This is a genomic window from Roseburia amylophila (assembly GCF_025567465.1).
Classification (GTDB): domain Bacteria; phylum Bacillota; class Clostridia; order Lachnospirales; family Lachnospiraceae; genus Roseburia_C; species Roseburia_C amylophila.
The window spans coordinates 22,322-45,713 of the sequence record NZ_JAOQKI010000022.1; the positions used below are offsets into that span (position 1 = coordinate 22,322).

The following is a 23,392-nucleotide window of genomic DNA, read 5'->3' on the forward strand; positions in this document are numbered from 1 at the left end:
TCCGGTTCCTGCAGTGGATGAAGACTTTGACCTTGCATTAATTGGAACAAAGGGAAAATGGTACGACCACAAAGTATCTGTTTCTAATCCTGAAAAAAAAAATTAGCTGATGGCTCTTATGAGGCAGAAGTAACTTTAGGGGGCGGAACCGGAAGAGCAACGGTGGATTCACCGGCGAAGGTTGTGATAAAAGATGGAAAAATTACTGCAACCGTTGTGTGGAGCAGTCCAAACTATGATTACATGTTAGTAGATGGAACGAAGTATCTTAATGAGAACAAGGGCGGAAATTCCACCTTTACGATTCCGGTATCCGGCTTTGACTGTGACATTGCAGTAGTGGGTGATACTGTTGCAATGAGCACACCTCATGAAATTGAATATACATTGAATTTTAAACTGGTAAAATAAAATGCAGAAAAAACGAATTATGATAGTGAGCGTTATCTGTATACTTCTTCTGACTCTTTGTGCCTGTGGTACAAAGAAGCAGGAGAAAAAAGCAGATACCGTAGATTTTAGTTCTCTCAGCAAGACTGGGAGTATGGAATTAAATTATGCAACACAGTATAGTGTCGATGAATATGGCGGGTACAAAATGATTACGATCGTGGATGACGGTCGTTTTTTGCTTATTCCGGAGGGCATGGTGGTGCCGCAGAATATCCCGGAGGATGTTACGGTTTTACAGCAGCCGCTGGATAAAACATATCTGGTATCCACTTCTGTCATGGATTTGGTAAGACAGATTGATGCCATGTCAGATATCCGGCTCTCCGGAACGAAGGAAGATGGCTGGTATGTAGAAGAAGCCAGGGAAGCCATGGAGGAAGGAGACATTTTATATGCAGGAAAATACAGTGCTCCGGACTATGAACTGATTCTGGATGAAGGCTGTAATCTGGCAATTGAAAATACAATGATTTATCATAACCCGGAAGTAAAAGAAAAGTTGGAAGAACTTGGAATCCCTGTACTTGTGGAGCGTTCCAGCTATGAATCACACCCATTGGGCAGACTGGAATGGATCCGTTTATATGGAGTATTATTTGATAAAGAGGAAGAAGCAGATTCTTTCTATGAAGCAGAATTAGAAAAATTAGAGCCGATTATGAAGAAAGAAAGCTGCAATGTAACAGTAGCATTTTTCAGTGTGACAGCAAACGGAACAATCAGTGTGCGGAAATCAAATGATTATGTAGCGCAGATGATTGCTCTTTCCGGTGGAACCTATGTGCCGGAACAACTGGCGGGCGAAGAAGAAAATGCACTTTCCACAATGAACATACAGATGGAGGATTTCTATGCAGATGCAAAGAATGCCGATATCTTAATATATAACAGTACAATTGAAGGCGAAATCAGTACGCTGGAGGAATTGAAGCAGAAGAATGCACTGTTTGCAGATTTTCAGGCAGTACAGGATGGAAATGTCTATTGTACCACAAATAATTTCTTCCAGAAATCCACGGCAATCGGAGATTTTATGGAAGATCTGAATAAAATAATTCGGAATACAGATACAGAAGAAGCAGGATATTTAAAGAAGCTGAGGTAAAAGAAAATGAAGCGGTATGCAGTCTCTTTTATAACAATTATTATATTGCTGGTGGGATTAATTTTCTGGAATATTGGTTCTGGAAGTATTTCGATTTCCTGGGATGAACTTTGGAATATTTTACTGAAACAGACAGAAGAAGGTACTGCTTATCATATTATCTGGGATATCAGACTGCCACGGATTCTGGCTGCTGTCATGCTGGGGGGAGCATTGTCCATTTCCGGATTTTTACTGCAGACCTTTTTTGGAAATCCAATTGCAGGTCCGTATGTGCTGGGAATTTCTTCCGGTGCCAAACTTATGGTAGCACTGGCAATGATTTATCTTCTGGGAAGGGGAATTACAATCAGTTCTTTTGGAATGGTAGCAGCAGCCTTTGCCGGCTCACTTCTGGCAATGGGATTTGTACTTTTAATTTCCATGAAGGTACATAGAATGTCTCTTCTGATTGTATGCGGAATTCTAATCGGATATATCTGCTCGGCAATTACAGACATCTGTGTTACTTTTGCAGATGATTCGAATATCGTAAATTTGCACAACTGGTCCCAGGGCAGCTTCTCCGGAATGAACTGGTCGAATATTCTGATGATATTTATCCTGACCTTGCTGTCCTTTCTTGCGGCAATGTTTCTTGCAAAGCCGATTGGTGCGTATCAGATGGGAGAGACTTATGCCAGAAATATGGGTGTTAATATAACTGTGCTCCGGGTAAGCCTGATTCTGTTATCCAGCTTATTGTCGGCTTGTGTAACAGCTTTTGCAGGACCGATTTCCTTTGTAGGAATTGCGGTGCCACATCTGATAAAATCTGCCACAGGAACAGCAAAACCACTGGTGCTGATACCGGGCTGCTTTCTGGGGGGAGCGGTAGTGACACTGTTTTGTGATGGAATCGCAAGAACACTCTTTGCACCGACAGAAGTAAGTATCAGTACCGTTACAGCGGTCTTTTTAGTTCCGGTGGTAATTGTAATGATGCTGCGCAGACAGGAGGAGCGGGGATGACAAAACAGATGGCAGGAAAAGCAGAGTACACAGAGAAAGAACGCATGGCAGGAAAAATGAAATTTTCTGAAAGAAAACAGGGGCTTGTAACAGACAAATTCAAAGTTGGATATGGAAAAAAGGTCATTCTTTCGAATGTTAATCTGATGGCAGAACCGGGAAGGGTATTGACGTTGATTGGCCCAAATGGTTCCGGTAAATCTACGATTCTAAAGAGTATTGTAAAGCAGTTGAAATCCCTTGGTGGTGTAGTATACCTGAACGGGAAAGCAACCTCGGAAATGAAAGAGGCAGAAATCGCAAAGAGCCTTTCCATGGTAATGACAGAGCATATTCATCCGGAACTGATGTCCTGCCGGGATGTGGTTGCAACCGGACGATATCCCTATACCGGAAGACTTGGAATTTTAGATAAGCAGGACTGGAAACTGGTGGATGAGGCAATTACCATGGTTCATGCGGAGGAGGTGGCAGAGCAGTCATTTACAAGAATCAGTGACGGACAAAGACAGCGTGTTATGTTGGCGAGAGCCATCTGTCAGGATACAGCAATCCTGGTATTAGATGAACCTACCTCTTATCTGGATATCCGCTATAAGCTTGATATTTTAAACAGCATCCGGAAACTGGCAAGGGAACGGAATATAGCAGTAATTATGTCACTGCATGAACTTGACCTGGTACAGAAAGTATCGGATACGGTAGCCTGTGTAGATGGGACCACCGTCAGCCATATTGGACCACCGGAGGAAATCTTTCAGGGTTCGCTGGTACAGAAGCTTTATGGAATTGAGGAAAAGAACTTTGATTCCATGCTTGGAATCATGCAGATGCCGGGAAATAAAGCTGCCCCGAACGTATTCGTAATCGGAGGCGGTGGTGCTGCAATACCAACTTATTACAGATTGCAGAGAGAACATATTCCATTTGCAGCAGGAATCTTATTTGAAAATGACGTAGAATATCCTGTTGCAACGGCACTGGCATCAAAAGTCATTACTGCAAAAGCATTTTATCCGATGGAAGAAGCACAGCTGGAAGAAGCAAAGAAAATACTTGCAGGCTGTGAAACCTGTATTTGCACCTGCGAGAATTTCGGACCTTATAATATGTTAAATAAAGAACTGCGAAGCCTGGCAGAAGAACAGGGAAAATTGAAATAAAGAAATTGGAATAAAAGAAAAGCCCGTGGAATCAAAGTTGTTTTATGATTTCACGGGCTTTGGTATATTTTACTGTTCAGTGTCTTCTGGTAAGATGAATTTTCCAACAAGTTCATCTAAGGAAGTTGCCTGTGCAGATAACTCCTGGCTGGTAGCAGAGGTCTCTTCTGCGGATGCGGAGTTGGACTGAACTACCTCAGAAATCTGGTTTACACCCTGTTCTGCCTGATCCATGGCATTTGCCTGAGTCTTAGCAACATCACTGATGTGCTTGGAAGATTCTGCAATCTGCTGGATACCATTTACAACGTTTCCGATAGATTCAGCAGCATGGTCTGCAGCAGCATTACCTTCAGCAATCTCCTGAAGGGCACCTTCGATTAAGTCTCTGGTATCTACAGCAGATTTGGTTGTCTGCTCTGCAAGCTGACGAATCTGGTCAGCAACAACGGCGAATCCACGTCCTGCTTCGCCGGCTCTTGCAGCCTCGATAGAAGCATTCAGAGAAAGTAAGTTGGTCTGGGAAGCAATATCTTCGATTTCAGAAATAATATTTCCAATCTTCTTAGAAGTTTCATCAATACGTGCCATAGCATCAACCATGGCTTTCATTTCAGCACTGCTGTCTTCTGCTTCAGCAGCATACTGCTTTGCCTGATCATAAGCAATCTGAGCCTGATCAGCGGACTGTTCAATATTACTTGTAATATCAGTGATTGTTGCCTGAAGCTGTTGTACGGCACCGGCCTGCTCAGTAGCACCTTCTGCCATACTCTGGGAAGATTCTGCAAGGTTCATGGAACCGGCAGAAACCTGGGAAGAAGCTTCTCCAATCATCTGGATAGTATGTACCATTGCATCACGCATGCCACGCATTGCGGTCAGTAACTGTTCGAAGTCACCGACATATTTGTCGGAATGCTCGGACTGAATGGTGTAATCACCATTTGCCATGCCCTCCATCAGAACACCTACATCAGTGATGACTGCGTTCAGTGTTTCAGCCATTTCAGTAGAAGTGGCTGCAATACTTGCAACTTCATCGTTGGATTTCACCTCCGGGAAAGGGTCATGTAAATTACCCTGTGCAAAAGTGCTAAGACGATTCTCCAGTGCGACTAAAGGTTTTGAAATTCCCTTTGCAATGGAAACTCCCATCTTGGAAGAAACAAGGATGGATACAATAATAATTACAGCAATGATAATGATAAAAATAAGGGTAACAACAGAAAGTGTATCTGCTAAATGATCTCCTTCTGTTACTTTGGTATTCATCAAGTCCCTCATTCCGGAATAGATTTCGTCATATAATGGGGCTACTTCATCAATCATTATATTCTGGGCTTTTGCACTCTGACCCGGGTCGGTTGTTTTGCCGGTATCAATTGCTTTCTGCTCAGTAGTCCAGTAATCTTCCAGCTTGGCATCAATGGAATCATAGATTTCCTGCTCTTTGCTGGTGGTAGTAACTTCATCTACAATTTCCCAATACTGTTCAAAAGTGGCCTTTCTTTCGTCATGGGTATCGGACATCTGACTAATCAGACTGTCATCATCATATCCGACAATAGCACGGGTGGCAGATCTGGTATCGGTAAAGGCAACCAATGCTTTGCCGATGTCACCCTGTGAAAAACCATAATTGTTCAGGGCATTCTTATACAGAGTCATGGTTACAATCAGCATAACCACACCAAGGACGGCTGCGATGGAGCAGGTTGTCACGATAATACGGAATGCCTTCCCCAGACGGTTTCTAATTTTAAGATTCTCAAACATAACGTTCCTCCTTCGTTATATACAATGGCACTATGGCACCAATTGCGTTATGCAACAGTAAAAGTAAAAGCGAAAATCTAAATATTTATCATAATTTTACTACTTTATGGGAAATATGTCAAAAAATATTCAGATAATAAGTGACTTGGAAACTGATTATTCCTCAAATTTGTTTAAACATATGAAAATTGACATTTTTCCGGTGAACCGCTAAAATGACGAAGAATATAAATAAGGCATTAAGGGAGAAAACAGTATGGGATGCGTATATTTTGTCCGGCACGGACAGACCATATGGAATGTAGAAAATAGGATATGTGGTGCAACAGATATTGCACTGACTGAGCTTGGACATAAGCAGGCAATTGAGACCGGAAAGAAAATATTAGAAGAAGGCATAAAGGCGGATGAAATATTATATTCCCCATTAATCCGGGCAAAAGATACTGCATTGCATATTTCAGAAATTACCGGAATTCCGGCAAGGGAAGAGCTTCGTTTAAAGGAGCAGAACTTTGGCAGATTTGAATCCACACCGCGGGATGGAGCAGAATTTAAGATTGCAAAGGGACAGTTTATCACCCGCTATGACGGCGGAGAATCTATGCTGCATCTGGCACAGAGAATTTACAATCTTCTGGATGAAGTAACTGCTTCCGATAAGACTTATATTCTGGTGGCACACAATGGCATATCAAGAGTTGTGCAGTCCTATTTTTATGAAATGACCAATGAAGAATATGCTGCATTTGGCGTGAAGAACTGTGCCATATTAAAATATGAATTCTAAGAGACGAAGGGCAGGAATGGAAAATGAAACCGAAGTCGGAAAAGAGTATAGAGCTTTATCATATCATGACAGAGCGGGGGTATCCGGAAGAATTCTGTGATGTCATTACCCGGAATCTGAATACGGATTTTACGGCACAGAGGATGCTGTGGTATTTATCACACTATGAATATCTGCCGGAGGGTGAAATCGTAGATGAGATGCTTGCCATTTTAAGTGACCGGAATGCGATTATGCAGAAAAAAGAATTAGAAAAAACCAATGCTGCATGGAATGAATTCCTACAGCATGGTTTTGAGGAAGAAGACTAGCGGAATCGTAAAGACGGAGCAAAGTGTCATGACAAAGCAGGTCTTAGAAGCAAATTCCGCATCGGAATGGTAGTTTTCTGCCATCATCGGAATGGCGGACATGGCTGGCATACATGCCATCAGGGTAAGAATGGTTGTTTCGGTCGGAGTAAGGAAATGTGATACCACGGCTGCAATACCAACCGGAATCAGAATTATTTTGACAATTACCAGAAAGAAATAATCATAAATAAAGTCGGGATTCTTTAAGGAAATATAAGAAAGAGTTGCACCCAGGAAAATCAGCGCAAGACTGAAGCTTACATTTCCAACAGAGGTAATTGTATGTTATTCCGGCAGCTTTTCCAAGGTTGTGGCACCGGGGCTTCGTGTGGGATTTATGATTGCCAACAAGAAGATTATAGAACGTGGAACACTGTTAAAACAGTTTACCGATGTACATACAAATATTCTTGCACAGATGATTGTTTATGAGTATTATAAGAATTATGATATTAAGAAACATATTGCAGAGGTATCCGCTTTCTATGCGAAAAAGAGCGAATATATGTGCAAATTAATCAGGGAAAAGCTTCCAAAGGAGATAAAGTGTATTGAGCCGGATGGCGGAATGTTTGTATGGTATACCGATACCTCTGGTAAGATTAACATAGCTTGTCACATATTGGTTATGAGAAAAGCTTTGGCTTTCTGAAAAATGAGGTTCTTTCTTGTACTTTTATTCATAATAAGGTATACTTTAGGGAAGTAATTTGTTGAATTAAATATGTTTGTATGGAGGATTAATTATGGACATGAACATTGTATGCCTTGATCTGGAAGGAGTATTGGTACCGGAGATCTGGATTGCATTTGCAGAAACAAGCGGAATCCCTGAATTAAAGAGAACTACAAGAGACGAACCGGATTACAATAAATTGATGAAATGGAGACTTGGCATCTTAAAAGAACATGGACTTGGATTAAAAGAAATTCAGGAAACCATCGCAAAAATTGACCCGATGCCGGGAGCAAAAGAGTTCTTAGATGAACTTCGTTCCATGACACAGGTTATCATCATCAGTGATACCTTTACCCAGTTTGCAGGACCTCTGATGAAGAAATTAGGCTGGCCTACCATTTTCTGTAATTCTCTGGAGGTGGCAGAGGACGGTGAGATTACCGGATTTAAGATGAGAATTGAAAATTCCAAGCTGACTACAGTAAAAGCATTACAGTCCATTGGTTATGAGACGATTGCCAGCGGAGACAGCCACAATGACCTTGGAATGATTGAGGCAAGTAAAGCAGGATTCTTATTCCGCAGCACCGAGCAGATTAAGAAAGACCATCCGGAACTGCCTGCATTTGAGACTTATGATGAGTTAATGGAAGCAATCAAGAAGGCTTTTTAATTATGGCAGAGGAAAACCAGACAACCCACAAACGCAGGGTGCGTTACAGTGGAAAATATCCGAAGAAATTTGAAGAAAAATATAAAGAACTTCAGCCGGAAAAATATAAAGATACGATTGAGCATGTAATAAAAAAAGGAAACACACCTGCCGGAATGCATATTTCCATAATGGTAAATGAAATTCTGGATTTCTTAAAAATCCAACCGGGAGAAACAGGCTTTGATGCGACCTTGGGATATGGCGGTCATACGAAAGCCATGCTGCAGTGCTTAAACGGGCAGGGACACATCTATGCAACGGATGTAGACCCGGAGGAATCAGCCAGGACAAGAAAGCGGTTAGAAGAGGCCGGTTTTGGAGAAGATATTCTGACAATACGATTACAGAATTTCTGTACGATAGATGAAATTGCAAAAGAAGCCGGTGGATTTGATTTTATTCTTGCGGACCTGGGTGTATCTTCCATGCAGATTGATAATCCGAAGCGTGGATTTTCTTTTAAAGTGGATGGCCCACTGGATTTACGGCTGAACCAGGAAGCCGGAATCAGTGCAGCAGAACGCCTGGCTGCCATTACAAAGGATGAACTGGCGGGAATGCTTTATGAAAATTCGGATGAGCCATACTGTGAAGAACTGGCAAAAGCGATTACCGATGAGATTCGAAAAGGCAACCGGATTGATACCACCACAAAGTTAAGGAATATCATTGAAAAGACGCTTGATTTTCTACCGGAAAAAGAGAAAAAGGATACGATAAAAAAGACCTGCCAACGAACCTTCCAGGCACTTCGTATTGATGTGAACCGTGAATTTGAAGTGCTGTATGAATTCATGGAGAAACTGCCGGATGCATTGAAACCGGGCGGAAGAGCCGCAATTTTAACTTTCCATTCCGGCGAAGACAAGTTAGTAAAGAAAGCATTAAAAGAAGGCTATCGGGCAGGCATTTATGCCGATTATGCCAAAGATGTAATCCGCCCATCTGCACAGGAGTGTGCGCAGAACGGACGGGCACGTTCTACTAAGATGCGCTGGGCAATTAAGGCAGAGTAGGTTATTTTGAAAATACAATGAGATGGAGACGAAAACAGTGAAAATGAAAAGAAAACAGATTGGTATGCTGGTATTTATTGCGATTATTGTGATACTTATGGTCGTAACAAGCCAGACACCAGGAACAATTGCTGATGCTGACAGCTATCAGTGTAAAGTCTATGCAACGATTTTATCTTTGCTTCCGCCGGTTATTGCAATCGGACTGGCATTGATTACCAAAGAGGTTTATACCTCACTTCTGGCAGGAATTATTGTAGGTGGTTTACTGTATTCCAATTTTAACCTTGAATTAATGTTAAATACCATTTTATTCCAGGAAGAAGGTGGTATGATATACAAACTGTCAGATGCAGGAAATGTGGGAATTTTAGTATTCCTTGTCATGCTTGGCATTTTGGTATCCCTTCTTAACCGTGCAGGTGGTTCTGCCGCATTTGGAAAGTGGGCATCCCGGCATATTAAAACCAGAATCGGAGCGCAGATTTCCGTTATGATTCTTGGTGTATTGATTTTCGTGGATGATTATTTTAACTGTCTGACCGTAGGAAGTGTAATGCGTCCGGTTACAGACCGGCACAAGGTGTCCCGTGCAAAATTATCTTATATTATTGATGCAACGGCAGCACCGGTATGTATCATCGCACCAATCAGTTCCTGGGCAGCAGCAGTTACTTCTTCTGTTCCGGCAGATTCCGGAATCAATGGATTTGCGGTATTTATCCAGACAATTCCATATAACTTATATGCATTGCTGACATTGGTAATGTTAATTGGAATTACTCTTTTGCGCGTGGATTTCGGACCGATGAAAACCCATGAAATGAATGCAATCAAAGGTGATTTGTTTACCACACCGGGAAGACCGTATGAAGATAATGAAGAGGAAGTTGTAAAAGAAAACTCTCACGTACTGGATTTGATTCTTCCGGTAGCTGTGTTGATTGTAAGCTGTATCGTAGCCATGATTTATACCGGTGGCTTCTTCAGCGGAACTTCCTTTGTAGAGGCATTCTCTGGCTGTGATGCTTCCGTCGGACTGGTTCTTGGCGGCGCAGTAACACTTGTATTTACTTTTATCTATTACATGTTGCGTGATGTTTTATCCTTTAAGGAATTTACCGAATGTATTCCGGAAGGATTTAAGGCGATGATTGCTCCGATTCTGATTCTGACTATGGCATGGACCTTATCCGGAATGACCAATCTCTTAGGAGCAAAAGTATTCGTGGCTGATCTGGTAGCAAATTCAGCAAATGCAATGCAGGGCTTCCTGCCAATGATTATCTTCCTGGTAGCAGCGTTCTTAGCATTTGCAACCGGAACCTCCTGGGGAACCTTCAGTATTCTGATTCCGATTGTCCTTGGTGTATTCCCAAGCGGACAGATGATGGTAATCTCCATTGCGTCCTGTCTGGCAGGAGCAGTTTGTGGAGACCATTGCTCACCGATTTCAGATACCACAATTATGGCATCTGCCGGTGGCCACTGTGAGCATGTTAACCATGTAGCAACCCAGCTTCCGTATGCATTGACAGTTGCAGCAGTCTGCTTACTGGGCTATTTCCTGATTGGTATCCTGCAGGCAGCAGGACTGGCAGGAATTTCATGGCTGGCACTTCCGGTTTGTATCGTGGTATTAATTGGCGTATTATTCGTAATTCGTTCCAGAACAGGACGGGAAGAAATTTAAAAGATAAAAAAGAAAATGCGGGATACGGAATTGGTGTCCCGCATTTTTGTACAATAGAATCAATAATAAAAATAATTTGAAAATTTGAAACAAAAGAAACATAAAATAACAAAAAAGAGGAAAGAAAATGTTTTGTACAAAATGTGGAAATGCATTACCGGTAAATGCAAAATTCTGTACCAAATGCGGAACGAAAGTAGAAGCTTTTCAGCCGGGAGCAATCCAGCCAAATCCGGCACCGCAGAAAGCTTCAGTGCCACAGCCACAACAAAAAAAGAATGAGAAAGTAACAAAAACAAAGAACAGTGAAAAAATATCAAATAAAAATAAGAATGAAACTGAGAAGAAATCCGGCTCCGGTGCCATGGTATATTTATTAATCGGTGCAGCAGTCCTTATTATTATTCTGATTGCAATTATTGTATTGTTATTTATCAAGGGCAATCAGCCGGCAAAGCAGGATGATATTACCGATAAGCCGGTGGTTACAACGGAGCAGACCACAGAGACGGAAATGTCTACAGAGCAGACAGATAGGAAAGATGTAAGCGGACAGCAGGAAGCATCTGAGAAAACTTCCGAAGTAATAAATAAAGAAGATACAACCGGAAATGAGGACATGGGAACAGACGGAGCAGTTGGAGAAGAGGAAGCAGAATATATTCTTCCGGAGAGTGCCAGCCGATTATTAACGGAAGCTGATTTGGAGAATCTGACCCAGGAGGACCTTCGGATTGCCAGAAATGAAATCTATGCAAGACATGGAAGAAAATTCTTAGATGAAGGACTGCAGGAATATTTCAATGGAAAATCCTGGTACAACGGAACCATTGAACCGGACGATTTCAAAGAAGATATGTTATCGGAAATAGAGAGAACCAATGAGGATACCATCGTAAATTATGAGACGAAGATGGGCTATCGTTAGAAATAACATTCAATGAAACAGGAAAAGGGGTAGAACAGATATGCCATGTACAACCATTTTAGTAGGGAAAAAAGCTTCTTATAATGGAGCAACCATAATTGCACGAAATGATGATTCCGGTGCCGGACATTTTACACCTAAGAAATATGTGGTAATTCATCCGGAAGAACAGCCGACAATCTATCAGTCGGTATTATCTCATGTGAAAATAGAATTGCCGGAGCATCCGATGCGTTACACGGCAATGCCGAATGCAGTAGATGGAGAGGGAATCTGGGCTGCCTGTGGAGTCAATGAGGCAAAGGTTGCCATGACTGCAACAGAGACCATAACTTCCAATCCCCGCGTCTTAGGAGCAGATCCTCTGGTGACCTACCATCCGGCAGAAAATGGCAGGGAAGAGATTATCGGCGGCATTGGAGAAGAGGATATTGTATACATTGTGCTTCCGTACATTCACAGTGCAAGAGAGGGTGTCATTCGCCTGGGCAGTTTGTTGGAGCAGTATGGAACCTATGAGATGAATGGAATTGCATTTCAGGATAAGGATGAAATCTGGTGGCTTGAGACCATTGGCGGACATCACTGGATGGCAGGAAGAGTGCCGGATGATGTCTATGTGGTAATGCCAAACCAGCTGGGACTTGACACCTTTGATTTAGAGGATGCCCTTACTACACAGAAGGACTATATGTGCTCAAAGGATTTGCGGGAATTTATTGAAGAAAATCATCTGAATCTTTCTTTGGATGGCAGCTTAAATCCAAGAGATGCATTTGGTTCCCATGATGATTCCGATCATGTATACAATACACCAAGAGCCTGGTTTATGGAGCGTTATCTCAACCCACATACCTATAAATGGGATGGGGAGCAGGCTGATTATACGCCGGCATCCGATGATATTCCATGGTGCTTAAAACCGGAGAAAAAGGTAACAATCGAAGATGTAAAATATGTATTATCCGCACATTTTCAGGGAACACCGTATGACCCGTATGGTTCTTATGGGGAAAAATCCATGAAAGGCGCATTCCGTTCCATTGGAGTTAACCGGAATGATTTTCTTTCTGTGATTGAAATGCGGCCGGAGCAGGCGGACATTACCGAAAATACAGGAAACATCATACAGTGGGTAGCATTTGCATCAAATGTATTTAATGTGCTGGTTCCGTTTTACGGTGAAGTGGAGATAACGCCGGAATATGTATCCAATACCACCGGAGAAGTTTCTACAGATAATTTCTACTGGGCAAGCCGTATGATTGCAGCTATGGCAGATGCCTCTTATCACAGATCCCTTTTTCACATCGAACGCTACCAGATGCATGTGATGGCAAAAGGGCGGGAACTGCTGCATACCTATGATGCACTTCTGGCAGAAGAAAAGGACGCAGCAAACAGACAGAAACTGATGCAGCAGGCAAATAATGCGATAGCAGAAATGCTTAAGAAAGAGACACAGGATACTTTGGATAAAGTGCTGTTTGAATTAAGCAGCCAGATGAAAAATGCATATTCACGTTCGGATGCATGACAGAGAAGGGCACAATAGAGAAAAGGAGCGTAAGTGGAATGCAGACAGATTTTCATTTATTATATCCACCGGATTATGACCGGAACAAAGCCGTTCCCATGAAGGATTATAAATTTATCCACGCATTAAAAATTGATGCTATGGTAATACTGATTAAGGAAAGTTACCGGGGAGTGGCAGACCTTTCACTGGAAAATTTCTTCTCTACAGATGAGCGAGTATTAGAGTATCGTCTGGGCGTAGTAGAAGATCTGGTGGAAAATCCATCACTTTATGAGGTATTTTGCAAGGCGGTATCCATTATTTATAATATCAATGATATGCGAAGAGTATTAAACAGTGATTTTACGACGGATTCAGCCCTGCGTTCGGTGCGATATCTTGAAATGTATCAGGAAATTGTAAATCTGTTTGCGGATGCATTGGAAAAAGCAGAGATTCATTCGGAAGGTATGCAGAATTTCAAAAAAGAAATTCACTCAATCGTAGCAAGCAGCGAGTACCAGAGCCTGAATGAGGAACTTCCGAAAATGGAACTGAACTTCGGGCATATCAAAAGCGTAACCGTAGGTATTAATCTTGATGGCAATTTAAGACCGAAAGAAGCCGGACTGATTTCTGTCAATGAGGAGCAGTTCCATCCAGGAACTATCATGGACCGGCTTTTGAAAAAAGGGAAAAAAGATAAATGGCATCTGATGTCGGCACTCTATCCACTGAGCCGGGTGCTGCACAATGATGAACAGGATGCTATAGACTATTCCATGAATGCAGCTTTGCAGACTATTTTTGCAAAGCCGCTGAGGGAGTTTGAACCGCTGGTGCAGAATTATTATCACATTAATACAAATATGTTTATTGCTTTATTGGATGATATCCGTTTTCTGACTGCCGGAGTAAAATTTATCCGTTCCATGAAAGAAAAGGGATTTGCCATGTGCAGACCGAAGATTGCATCCATGCAGGAGAAACGCTGTGGGTTAAAGCATGTATACAATCCCATGCTGGCAGTGAATTCCGTAGAGGAAACAATTGTGTCTAATTCCTTTGAGCTGGATGAAAAAGGAAGATTCTATCTGATAACCGGCCCAAATCACGGAGGGAAATCTATTTTTGCCTATTCCATCGGAATGGCGCAGGCGTTATTCCAACTGGGGCTGTTTGTTCCGGCAGAAGAGGCGGTAATGAGTCCGGTGTCTGGAATATTTACACATTTTCCATCCTCTGATGAGAATAATTATGGAATGGGCAGACTGGAAAGTGAGTGTGTAAGACTGAGTGAAATCATGAAACAACTGTCAGATACGGATATGCTGTTGATGGATGAATCTTTTTCCAGTACCAGTGGACTTGAGGCAGGCTACATAGCATCAGAGGTGCTGACCGGAATCGGAATTATCGGCTGCTGTGGCCTTTATGTGACCCATATTCATGATTTGACACAACAGCTGGATACCTATAATGAGCATCCGGAGAATAAAGGCAAAATCGATAATCTGGTGGCAATGATGGAAAGTAAAGAAGAGGGTACCCGGAGTTACCGGGTCATCCGGACGACACCGGATGGCTTAAGTTATGCAAGAGATATTGCCAAACGTTATGGTCTGGATTTGGAAGATATTTTAAAAAGATAAAAGAGAAAATCCGTATCTTACTCCTGTTATATACGTATACTATTTGTTGGAAGATTGCAACTAAGATAGCAATTGACTAACAGGGCAGGTGAAAACTACAATAGGAGAAAAGGAGGAATTTCTATGCAGGCATTGTCAAAAGCAACACCAGGTGAAACCTATACCATTCAGTGGATGTTTGGTCAGCCGGAAGTGCTTGATTTCTTGCATAGCCACTCTGTAGATGAGGGGGAACGCATACAGCTCATCCAGAAAATGCGTGACTGTGTAATTATTGGGGCAAAAGACAGCAGATTTGCAATGGGAAATGAAATTGCAGACCGAATACAGGTGTAGGAAAATCGTATAAACGCGGGAAAATATTTTGTGGGTTATCCGCATAAAAAAGGGAAGCAGTTCCGATGGAACGGCTTCCTTTTTTCTATCAAAGGTCCATAAGAATCTATTATGCTTCTTTCCAGTAATCCGGAGTTACATCCCTGCCTAAATCTTCTAACAATTTCCGGTCACTTCTTATGGTAGCGCAGGCAACGGTAGTCAGCATATTTCCGGTAATGGTTGCAGATGCACCAGCCTGAAAAGCAGTTTCACCATCGTTGGTAAGCAGTGCACGGCCGGCAGCCAGACGGATATTTGCATCCGGATTGATATAACGGAAGAATGCGATGGTACGCAGAATATCATCTTCACTTAACTGCGGCAGATTTTCTAATGGAGTTCCCGGGATTGGCATTAAAGCATTGATTGGAATAGAATCAATTCCCAGTTCAGCTAAACTTACTGCCATATCCAGACGGTCTTCCCAGGTTTCGCCCATTCCGATAATACCACCGGAGCAGGCGCACATGCCTTCCGCTTTTACTTTCTTTAAAGTTTCAATTTTCATATCGTAGGTATGGGTGGTGCAGATATTTGGAAAATTCCGGCGTGATGTTTCTATATTATGATGATAGCTGGTAACGCCTGCCTCATGAAGGCGGTGCAGTTGTTCTTCGTCTAAAAATCCCATGGAAGCACATAAATCGATTTTGCATTCCCGATGCATGGATTCAAAGGCGTGAATGGCTTTTTCAAACTCCGGACCGGTCAGTGCTTTTCCCGCAGTTACGATAGAAAATCGGTCAACTCCTTCGCTTTCGTTCATTTTGCAGGCTTTGATAATATCTTCTTCTGGCAGGAAGTCATATACTTCACAGTTGGTATGGTTATGTGCAGACTGGGCACAATATTTACAGTCTTCCGGACAGCGTCCGCTTCGTCCGTTTATGATAGAACATAAATCTACTTTATCTCCAATTCTTGCAGCACGGATTTTGTCGGCTCCTTCGCATAATTCCTTTAAATTGCAGGTAAGAAAAAAGGATAAATCATCCTCTCGCGTAATGCGTCGTCCGTCAATAATTTCCTGTGCCAGTGTCAGTGCATCCATGGTTTGTCTCCTTTGTATCTGTGTGAATTTTACAGTTCTTTATGATAAACAAAAATTAACTGAATGTCAACCTGAAATAAGATATGAGTTAACAATACGAGAAACAGGAGAAACTACAATGGATGATAGATGCATGAAGAAAATTGCAGGAAGAAAGCTGCCAGGATATGATTGTAGAAATAGTGGAAATTGGTATAATGAAAAGTAATGAGATAAGAAAAGGGGGATTCAATTTGAAAGCAACTGTATTAGTAGATAATATAGGAACGGAAATTGCAACTGGAGAATGGGGGTTGAGCATTTATATCGAACAGGCAGGAAAAAATATACTGCTTGATACGGGTGCATCAAACCGTTTTCTGGTAAATGCAAAAGCATTGGAAAAGGATATCGGGGCAGTGGATTATGGGGTATTGTCCCATGCCCATTATGACCATGCAAATGGGATGCAGGCATTTTTTGAAGAAAATGAGAATGCGAAATTTTATCTTCAAAAGGGAACCGGTGAAAACTGTTATTTTAAGAAGTGGTTTATTCATAAATATATTGGAATTCCAAAACATATCTTAACCAGACAGAAGGATAGAATTGAATATGTGACCGGAAAGTACAAACTTTATGAAAATGTATATCTGATTCCCCATACGACAAAAGGTCTTGAGACAATCGGAGCCGCCAATAAAATGTATATCAGAGACGGCAGACGTTGGCGACCGGACGATTTCGCCCATGAACAAAGTCTTGTAATAGAGGAAGAGGATGGTCTTATTATTTTTAACAGCTGTTCGCATGGTGGCGCAGACAATATTATAAATGAGGTCAGCAAACTGTTTGAAAAGCCGGCAAAAATGATGATTGGTGGCTTCCACATTTTTCAAAAGGGGGAAACTGAAATTCGGCAGTTGGCAGAAAAAATAAAGGCAACCGGTGTAAAAAAGATTTATACCGGTCACTGTACGGGAGGAAGAGCTTTTCGGATTCTACAGCAGGAGTTAGGCGATATGGTGGAGCAGTTAAAAGTTGGTCTCGTAATAGAAGCATAGATATTTCAAAAGAAATAAAGGAAGTAACAGGAAAGGAATCAACAGATGAAAAAATACAAAATCACAGATATTATTGAGGATGAATTCGGCTGTGAAGGACGGCCGGAAGGGGAAGAACCGATGGTTACGATTCTTCTGGTGGATGATACCGGAAAACAGCGCAGCATCCGCATGGCGGATAAGCTGGCTTATGAAAAGAAACTGGATATCGGAGCGGAAATGGAGCTGCCGGAAGAAGAGATAATGACATTAAACGGAAAAGAATATAAAGTGAAAAAACTGCTTGGAAAGGGGAAAGGCGGCTATTCCTATCTTGTGACAGATGGGGAGAAGGAATATGTCCTGAAACAGATTCACCATGAACCATGCAGTTATTATCAGTTTGATAATAAGTTAGAGGCTGAAAAAAGGGATTATAAACGGCTTATGGAAATTGGAATTACCATGCCAAAGCTGCTTGATATCGATGAAACACAGGAACGCATTTTAAAGGAATACATTCCGGGAGACACTGTCTATCAGCAGGTGGAAAAGGACGCACTGCCGGAAATCTGCCTGCAACAGGTAAAAGAAATGTGCACAAAGTTATATGCTGCACATACAAATATTGATTATTTCCCTACAAATTTTATCCTGTGGCAAAATGTCCTCTATTATGTGGATTATGAGTGCAATGCCTATATGGAAGAATGGAATTTTGAAAACTGGGGAATCAAGTACTGGTCTAAGACAAAAGAATTCTTAGAATATGAACGGACCCATTAATAGGACTTAAGAGATTTCCTGAAAAAGAATCGTGCGAAGGTAGTTGCGATGAGTATTTTCGAATATGATAAAGTGGAAGAAGAAAAGCAGATAATAAAACAAAACAGCAAGACCTTTTCTTTTCAGAACCCTTGTGGTATTCTGAGAGAAAAGGTCTTTTTATCAGTTTAAGAGGACAAATGAAAAATACAGGAGAGAGAAAAATGCCAGTTTTTGACTTTAGTAATGCACCGGGCGGGAAGAAAACAGAGTCCGTATGCACTTATACAACTTTTCAGTCCAATGAGAAAGAGAAGACAGCGGATGAGCCGATACTTGTTCTTGACAATCAGAGCCGTCAGTGGAAACATCATTCCGGTGGTGTGTTTGCAAACCAGAGCCAGCAGACTGCTTTTGAATTTAAGGAAGAAAGCGAGACTTACAGCGCAGATATTTTAAAAGTAGATGCACGTTTCGTCAGCCTGATTAAATGGCTGGGAGAAAATCATATCAGTGTGCGCCTTTCCGGAGAAAACCGGGAAGAAGGGTATGCTGTATACAAGATTCGGGAGACAACCTTTGGTGCAGGAACCAAATTGTCGGCAGAGGATGGATTTTTACAGTTTATGATAGAGAGACTTCTTGCCAGCAGTGCACCGGCAGAGGAAATGGACGAGGAAGAAGAGGATGAAAATGGAGATGATATGAAGCTGACCAGCTTACAGAGCATTTCCGATTTTATGACCTGCGCCGGCAGAACCATGCCGGATAATATCCGCCTCTGGGCGAGAAGAAACCTTGCAGTAGCACGCTCCCATGAGGTATCACCGGAGGAACGCCGTCATGCCCAGAGAGCATTGTCCATTATGATGAATATCCAGTGGAAGAGCAATTATTTTGAGGCAATTGATCCGGTAGAAGCAAGAAAGATTCTCGATGAAGAGTTATATGGCATGGAGAAAGTAAAACAGCGTATCATGGAAACCATCATTCAGATTAACAGAACCCATACCCTGCCGGCATATGGACTGCTTCTGGTGGGACCGGCAGGAACCGGAAAATCCCAGATAGCCTATGCGGTAGCAAGAATCTTAAAGCTGCCTTGGACAACACTGGATATGAGTTCCATCAATGACCCGGAGCAGCTGACCGGAAGCTCCCGTATCTATGCCAATGCAAAGCCTGGAATTATCATGGAAGCATTTTCTATGGCAGGAGAATCCAATCTGGTATTTATTATCAATGAGTTGGATAAAGCAGCATCCGGCAAGGGAAATGGAAACCCGGCAGATGTGTTGTTAACCTTGTTAGATAACCTTGGATTTACCGACAACTATATGGAATGTATGGTTCCGACCGTGGGAGTTTATCCGATTGCTACTGCTAACAATAAAGCCGATATCAGTGCACCGATTTTATCCCGTTTTGCAGTAATTGATATCCCGGATTATACATCAGAAGAAAAGAAGATTATCTTCTCCCGGTTTGCACTGCCGAAGGTATTAAAACGAATTGGCCTGCATCAGGGTGAATGTGTTGTAACAGAGGATGGACTGGATGCAATTGTAGAGCAGTTTAAGCATACTTCCGGTATCCGTGATTTAGAGCAGGCAGCAGAACATTTGGCAGCCAATGCCCTTTATCAGATCGAAGTAGACCATGTGCCATCCGTAACCTTTGATGCTGAAAATGTGAAGAAGCTGTTTGCGTAAAAGTGATTGGTAAGGAGAATAAGGATGAGCGGATATTTAATCAAAGATACAACAAAAGAAGAACGTGAGGCAATTGTTGCAGAATCCTTGGGAAATATTTCTGCAACCTGCGATGGATGCAGTGCCGGAATCGTGGAAATGTATCAGGCGTACATTGATGGAGAGAAGGAACTCCGGGAGATTAATATGGAATTCAATGCCCGGTATGTAAGCGGCATGGAAGGACCGGAACGCCGGGGATGCCCGATGGAATAAAAGTGGTTTACATAATATAAAGGAGAAGGAAAAATGAGCAAAGAAAAAACAGAATACAGATTTAGCGTGCATGCGGCACCGGCAGTGATTAACCAGGTGATTCAGAATTATCTGGCAGCCAACCAGTATGTACAGATACCAAAGCCAAATGCTAATTACTATTTCTTCAATGACCCGTGGATGAAGGGAAAACGTTCTATAGAATATTACATTCATGGAACAGAAGTGATAGTGCTGGCATATATGGGAACTTTTGAGAAACCAAGAGGGCTGGAAGGTTTTGTAGGTGCCGTTCCAAAGAAATCTTTCCGGGATGATTTAGAACCGCTGTTTGTAGAACTGCATCGCATTGATATGATGGGTCTGGCACCACAGCAGGGAATGCCAATGCAGCAGGGAATGCCAATGCAGCAGGGAGCACCGATGCAGCAGGGCATGCCACCACAGCAGGGGTATATCCCGCCACAGAACAGTGCCAATCAGTTTGTGGAGAAATCCAGAAAGACAAGGGAGAACTGGACGATTGCAGGTTTTGTAATCAGCTTGGTGGGACTGCTGTTATCCTTCTTTGGTATTACATACGGAGCAATTATAATTGTGCTGGAATTCTGGTGTGGATTCCAGGGCTTACAGACGAAGAAAAAAGGACTTGCAATTGCAACCATTGTGCTGGCGGGAATCAGTGTACTGCTTTTGATCCTGTCAATCGTGTATACCGCAAGCCATCCGGTGAGAAGTTACAGATACTATTAAAAGGAAACGTAAAATAAAAGAAGAGAGGTGACGGAGATGAAAATAGCTGTATTACACGGAGCAATTATTAATGCCGGCGATTTTTTGATAAAGAGCCGGGCAATTTCATTACTGAAATATTTTTATCCAGACAGTGAAATCGTGGAATATTATCGAAATCAGAGTCTGGAAGAAAAACTTCCAGAAATAAATGCCTGCGATATTTTAGTGTTTGCCGGTGGACCTGGATATTGTAATGGATTTTATCCAAGGATGGCACCAGTTACAGATGATTTAAATAAAATTAAAATCCCAGTTATGCTCCTTGGCATGGGATGGTGGGAACACAATTCAGATGTGGTCAGCCAGTATAGTTATCAATTTGAAGAACCTATGAGGGCACTGTTTCAGAAAGCAACGGAAAAAGGTCTGAAGATGGGATGCAGGGATATTGCAACCGTGAATGTATTGCGCAACAATGGTTACGATAATATAGCGATGACAGGTTGTCCGGCATGGTATGATTTGGAACATATTGGAATTACAAGATATACCGGAAAAGGGCTGACATCCTGTAGAAAAATCTGTATTTCGGATTGCGGAAACATGGCGAATTGGGGTCTGGCAGTAGAATTGACCCAGTTTGTAAGAAGATTCTTTGGAAACTGTGAAATATACTTTGTCTGCCATAGAGGCTTCCCGGATGCAAGGCTTGGAATAGAACCAATTATGAAGGAACTGAATGTGCATTTTATGGATATATCAGGCAGTGATGAAGGATTTAAAGTATATGATGACTGCGATTTGCATATCGGATTTCGGGTACATGCTCATATCTATAACCTTTCCAGAAGAAACCTCTCCATATTACTGGAAGAAGATGCAAGAGGAAGCAGCCTCAATGAAACATTGGGACTGCCTGAGATTAAGACAAAGTATCTTCAGGTAGAAAAAGGAGCATTACAGTACCATATCAATGATAAGATAATTTACCAAGTGGAGGATGCACTTCTTAATCTTGCAGAGAATCATTATTGCAGCATGGAAAATGCATATCGCATGATGAATCAGTATTTTGAAAATATGAAACGTCACATTTTATCCATTAAGGATATTATATAAGAATGAAAATAAAAGAAATAACCCCGGTGTCAGATGATATGTACCCTCTTTACTGGACAACCAGTAAGGAGGGTGTTTTTATGCGTTATAGTTATGAGTTTAAACTGATGTGTGTTGAATTGTATCATTCAGGTTCGTATCCAGATATCCCAGAGGGTGCGAATCCAGATACTCTCAAAAGACATATACGAGAATGGTCTGGATTGGTTGATTTACATGGTCCAGAAGTTTTAAAACATAAGGTGTTCAATAAAGTGTGGACACCGGAAGAAAAACTTGAACTGGTTTTAAAAGTTATTGCAGGCATACCAAAGAGGAAAGTTGCCACAGAAGCAGGTATTAACTCAGGAATGCTTTATCAATGGGTATACAAATATAAATCACAAGGATATAATGGATTAGTAGAAAGTAAAAAAGGACGTCCAACAAAGGAATCAAGAATGAAGAAGTCAACAAATCCATTACCTTTAACAGAATCAGAACGAGAAGAACTGATACGCTTGAGAGCTGAAAACGAATATATCAAAGCCGAGAATGAAGTAATAAAAAAACGGATCGCCTTGAGGCAAGAAAAATGGGCTGCACAACTCAAGGCGAAAAAGCAGCAATCATCAAAAAACTCAGAGAAAACGGATACCAATTAAAATATCTCCTTAAAGCAATGCACATGGCTAGATCTACTTACTATTTTGAGATTAGCAGAAACGATGTTATTGCCGAACGCAATCAAGAAATACTAGAAGAAATAAAAAGTGTTTTTGTTGAGAACAAGCGCAGGTATGGTGTAAGACGGGTTCACCAGGAACTTATTAATCGCGGGTATCAGGTGAACCATAAAAGAGTTCAGCGTCTTATGCATGAAGCAGGTCTAGCCGGAAAAAGACCAAAGGAGAAATATCATTCTTATAAGGGTGAAGTTGGTAAGATTGCTGACAACATAATAGACAGGGATTTCAGTACAACTTTGCCTTTACAAAAATGGACCACAGATGTATCACAGTTCAATTTTTCATGGGGAAAGTGTTATATTTCTCCAGTGCTAGATATGAATACAAATGAAATCATCTCATATGATTTATCCATGAGTCCTAATCTTGAACAGATAAAAAGAATGCTGAATAAAGCATTTGAAAAATTTCCTTCAGTTGAAGGATTGATATTTCATTCAGATCAAGGCTGGCAGTATCAACATGCTTATTTTAGAAATACTTTACAGGAACATGGCATTATACAATCCATGTCACGAAAAGGTAATTGTTATGATAATTGTATTATGGAGACATTCTTTGGACGATTAAAAAATGAAATGTATTATGGCTATGAAAAAAACTATTCTTCTTTCGAAGAATTTTCACAAGCGGTTGAAGAATATATAGATTATTATAATAACAAAAGAATTCAGGCAAAAACAAAATGGATGCCGCCTGTACAATACAGGATAGCATCCATGTGTTCAGCCTAGTTCATAAATATGTGTCCAGGATTCTGGGTACATATCA

At 41.6% G+C, this 23,392-nt stretch carries 25 protein-coding genes; 22 read left to right on the plus strand and 3 right to left on the minus strand.

Annotation, left to right across the window (positions count from 1 at the left end; translation table 11 throughout):
* Positions 1-162: 162 nt before the first annotated feature.
* The 4 genes from OCV43_RS12015 to OCV43_RS12030 are packed head-to-tail and all read left to right on the plus strand — an operon-like array spanning position 163 to position 3,732.
* Positions 163-411: a hypothetical protein gene (locus tag OCV43_RS12015; RefSeq protein WP_022244140.1), complete on the plus strand. Its 249-nt coding sequence runs from the start codon at positions 163-165 to the stop codon at positions 409-411.
* 1 nt (position 412) lies between these two features.
* Positions 413-1,558, plus strand: a complete 1,146-nt coding sequence (locus tag OCV43_RS12020; RefSeq protein WP_262624202.1) for an ABC transporter substrate-binding protein — start codon at positions 413-415, stop codon at positions 1,556-1,558.
* Positions 1,559-1,564: 6 nt separating this feature from the next.
* Positions 1,565-2,569 (plus strand): FecCD family ABC transporter permease, encoded by a 1,005-nt coding sequence (locus OCV43_RS12025; RefSeq protein ID WP_022244138.1) that lies wholly within the window; start codon positions 1,565-1,567, stop codon positions 2,567-2,569.
* Positions 2,570-2,625: 56 nt separating this feature from the next.
* Positions 2,626-3,732: an ABC transporter ATP-binding protein gene (locus tag OCV43_RS12030; protein ID WP_227700688.1), complete on the plus strand. Its 1,107-nt coding sequence runs from the start codon at positions 2,626-2,628 to the stop codon at positions 3,730-3,732.
* Positions 3,733-3,801: 69 nt separating this feature from the next.
* Here the strand turns inward: OCV43_RS12030 and OCV43_RS12035 are convergent, their stop codons facing one another.
* Positions 3,802-5,511 carry a methyl-accepting chemotaxis protein gene (locus OCV43_RS12035; protein ID WP_227700613.1) on the minus strand — a complete coding sequence of 570 codons (1,710 nt, stop codon included), beginning with the start codon at positions 5,509-5,511 and terminating at the stop codon, positions 3,802-3,804.
* Between the two features lie 256 nt (positions 5,512-5,767).
* On the opposite strand from OCV43_RS12035, the gene OCV43_RS12040 reads away from it, so the two are divergent.
* Together OCV43_RS12040 and OCV43_RS12045 are read left to right on the plus strand one after the other, a co-directional pair.
* Positions 5,768-6,301, plus strand: a complete 534-nt coding sequence (locus OCV43_RS12040) for a histidine phosphatase family protein (protein WP_262624203.1) — start codon at positions 5,768-5,770, stop codon at positions 6,299-6,301.
* 23 nt (positions 6,302-6,324) lie between these two features.
* Positions 6,325-6,612, plus strand: coding sequence for a hypothetical protein (locus OCV43_RS12045; RefSeq protein WP_022244134.1), 288 nt, complete (start codon positions 6,325-6,327; stop codon positions 6,610-6,612).
* Here OCV43_RS12045 and OCV43_RS14145 read toward each other — a convergent pair.
* Positions 6,583-6,933, minus strand: a complete 351-nt coding sequence (locus OCV43_RS14145) for an AEC family transporter (RefSeq protein ID WP_416906630.1) — start codon at positions 6,931-6,933, stop codon at positions 6,583-6,585. The genes OCV43_RS12045 and OCV43_RS14145 overlap by 30 nt on opposite strands.
* On the opposite strand from OCV43_RS14145, the gene OCV43_RS12055 reads away from it, so the two are divergent.
* The 8 genes from OCV43_RS12055 to OCV43_RS12090 all read left to right on the plus strand — a co-directional run bounded on the left by OCV43_RS12055 (position 6,932) and on the right by OCV43_RS12090 (position 15,192).
* Positions 6,932-7,306, plus strand: a complete 375-nt coding sequence (locus tag OCV43_RS12055) for an aminotransferase class I/II-fold pyridoxal phosphate-dependent enzyme (RefSeq protein WP_262624212.1) — start codon at positions 6,932-6,934, stop codon at positions 7,304-7,306. The genes OCV43_RS14145 and OCV43_RS12055 overlap by 2 nt on opposite strands.
* A 100-nt stretch (positions 7,307-7,406) precedes the next feature.
* The gene (gene thrH / locus OCV43_RS12060) at positions 7,407-8,006 is read left to right on the plus strand and encodes a bifunctional phosphoserine phosphatase/homoserine phosphotransferase ThrH (protein ID WP_262624213.1); all 600 of its coding nucleotides are present in this window, start codon (positions 7,407-7,409) and stop codon (positions 8,004-8,006) included.
* 2 nt (positions 8,007-8,008) lie between these two features.
* Positions 8,009-9,064: a 16S rRNA (cytosine(1402)-N(4))-methyltransferase RsmH gene (gene rsmH, locus OCV43_RS12065; protein ID WP_117697361.1), complete on the plus strand. Its 1,056-nt coding sequence runs from the start codon at positions 8,009-8,011 to the stop codon at positions 9,062-9,064.
* Between the two features lie 43 nt (positions 9,065-9,107).
* Positions 9,108-10,757 carry a Na+/H+ antiporter NhaC family protein gene (locus OCV43_RS12070; RefSeq protein WP_118173645.1) on the plus strand — a complete coding sequence of 550 codons (1,650 nt, stop codon included), beginning with the start codon at positions 9,108-9,110 and terminating at the stop codon, positions 10,755-10,757.
* A 127-nt stretch (positions 10,758-10,884) separates the two neighbouring features.
* Positions 10,885-11,685 (plus strand): YARHG domain-containing protein, encoded by an 801-nt coding sequence (locus OCV43_RS12075; RefSeq protein ID WP_262624204.1) that lies wholly within the window; start codon positions 10,885-10,887, stop codon positions 11,683-11,685.
* Positions 11,686-11,725: 40 nt separating this feature from the next.
* Complete coding sequence (locus OCV43_RS12080) at positions 11,726-13,222, plus strand: C69 family dipeptidase (protein WP_262624205.1); 1,497 nt, start codon at positions 11,726-11,728, stop codon at positions 13,220-13,222.
* Positions 13,223-13,260: 38 nt separating this feature from the next.
* Positions 13,261-14,856: a MutS-related protein gene (locus OCV43_RS12085; RefSeq protein ID WP_262624206.1), complete on the plus strand. Its 1,596-nt coding sequence runs from the start codon at positions 13,261-13,263 to the stop codon at positions 14,854-14,856.
* 123 nt (positions 14,857-14,979) lie between these two features.
* Complete coding sequence (locus OCV43_RS12090; RefSeq protein ID WP_022244126.1) at positions 14,980-15,192, plus strand: FeoA family protein; 213 nt, start codon at positions 14,980-14,982, stop codon at positions 15,190-15,192.
* A gap of 109 nt (positions 15,193-15,301) precedes the next feature.
* Here OCV43_RS12090 and bioB read toward each other — a convergent pair whose 3' ends face one another.
* Positions 15,302-16,285, minus strand: coding sequence for a biotin synthase BioB (gene bioB, locus OCV43_RS12095; protein WP_262624207.1), 984 nt, complete (start codon positions 16,283-16,285; stop codon positions 15,302-15,304).
* 233 nt (positions 16,286-16,518) lie between these two features.
* Here bioB and OCV43_RS12100 point away from each other — a divergent pair, with 233 nt between their 5' ends.
* From OCV43_RS12100 to OCV43_RS12135, 8 genes are all read left to right on the plus strand, one after another.
* Positions 16,519-17,328 carry an MBL fold metallo-hydrolase gene (locus OCV43_RS12100; protein ID WP_022244123.1) on the plus strand — a complete coding sequence of 270 codons (810 nt, stop codon included), beginning with the start codon at positions 16,519-16,521 and terminating at the stop codon, positions 17,326-17,328.
* A gap of 45 nt (positions 17,329-17,373) precedes the next feature.
* Complete coding sequence (locus tag OCV43_RS12105; RefSeq protein WP_317246667.1) at positions 17,374-18,093, plus strand: BUD32 family EKC/KEOPS complex subunit; 720 nt, start codon at positions 17,374-17,376, stop codon at positions 18,091-18,093.
* Positions 18,094-18,296: 203 nt separating this feature from the next.
* A complete protein-coding gene (locus tag OCV43_RS12110; protein ID WP_262624208.1) occupies positions 18,297-19,784 on the plus strand; it encodes an AAA family ATPase in 1,488 nt (495 codons plus the stop codon).
* Positions 19,785-19,808: 24 nt separating this feature from the next.
* Positions 19,809-20,039: a hypothetical protein gene (locus tag OCV43_RS12115; protein ID WP_022244117.1), complete on the plus strand. Its 231-nt coding sequence runs from the start codon at positions 19,809-19,811 to the stop codon at positions 20,037-20,039.
* A gap of 33 nt (positions 20,040-20,072) precedes the next feature.
* Positions 20,073-20,792 (plus strand): DUF4190 domain-containing protein, encoded by a 720-nt coding sequence (locus OCV43_RS12120; RefSeq protein ID WP_262624209.1) that lies wholly within the window; start codon positions 20,073-20,075, stop codon positions 20,790-20,792.
* Between the two features lie 36 nt (positions 20,793-20,828).
* On the plus strand, positions 20,829-21,893 hold the full coding sequence (locus OCV43_RS12125) for a polysaccharide pyruvyl transferase family protein (protein WP_262624210.1): 1,065 nt from the start codon (positions 20,829-20,831) through the stop codon (positions 21,891-21,893).
* 80 nt (positions 21,894-21,973) lie between these two features.
* Entirely contained in the window at positions 21,974-22,537 is a 564-nt protein-coding gene (locus OCV43_RS12130; RefSeq protein ID WP_262624211.1) for a transposase, read from the plus strand.
* Positions 22,468-23,355 carry an IS3 family transposase gene (locus OCV43_RS12135; protein ID WP_227710897.1) on the plus strand — a complete coding sequence of 296 codons (888 nt, stop codon included), beginning with the start codon at positions 22,468-22,470 and terminating at the stop codon, positions 23,353-23,355. Before OCV43_RS12130 ends, OCV43_RS12135 begins: the two co-directional genes overlap by 70 nt.
* Positions 23,356-23,392: the final 37 nt, after the last annotated feature.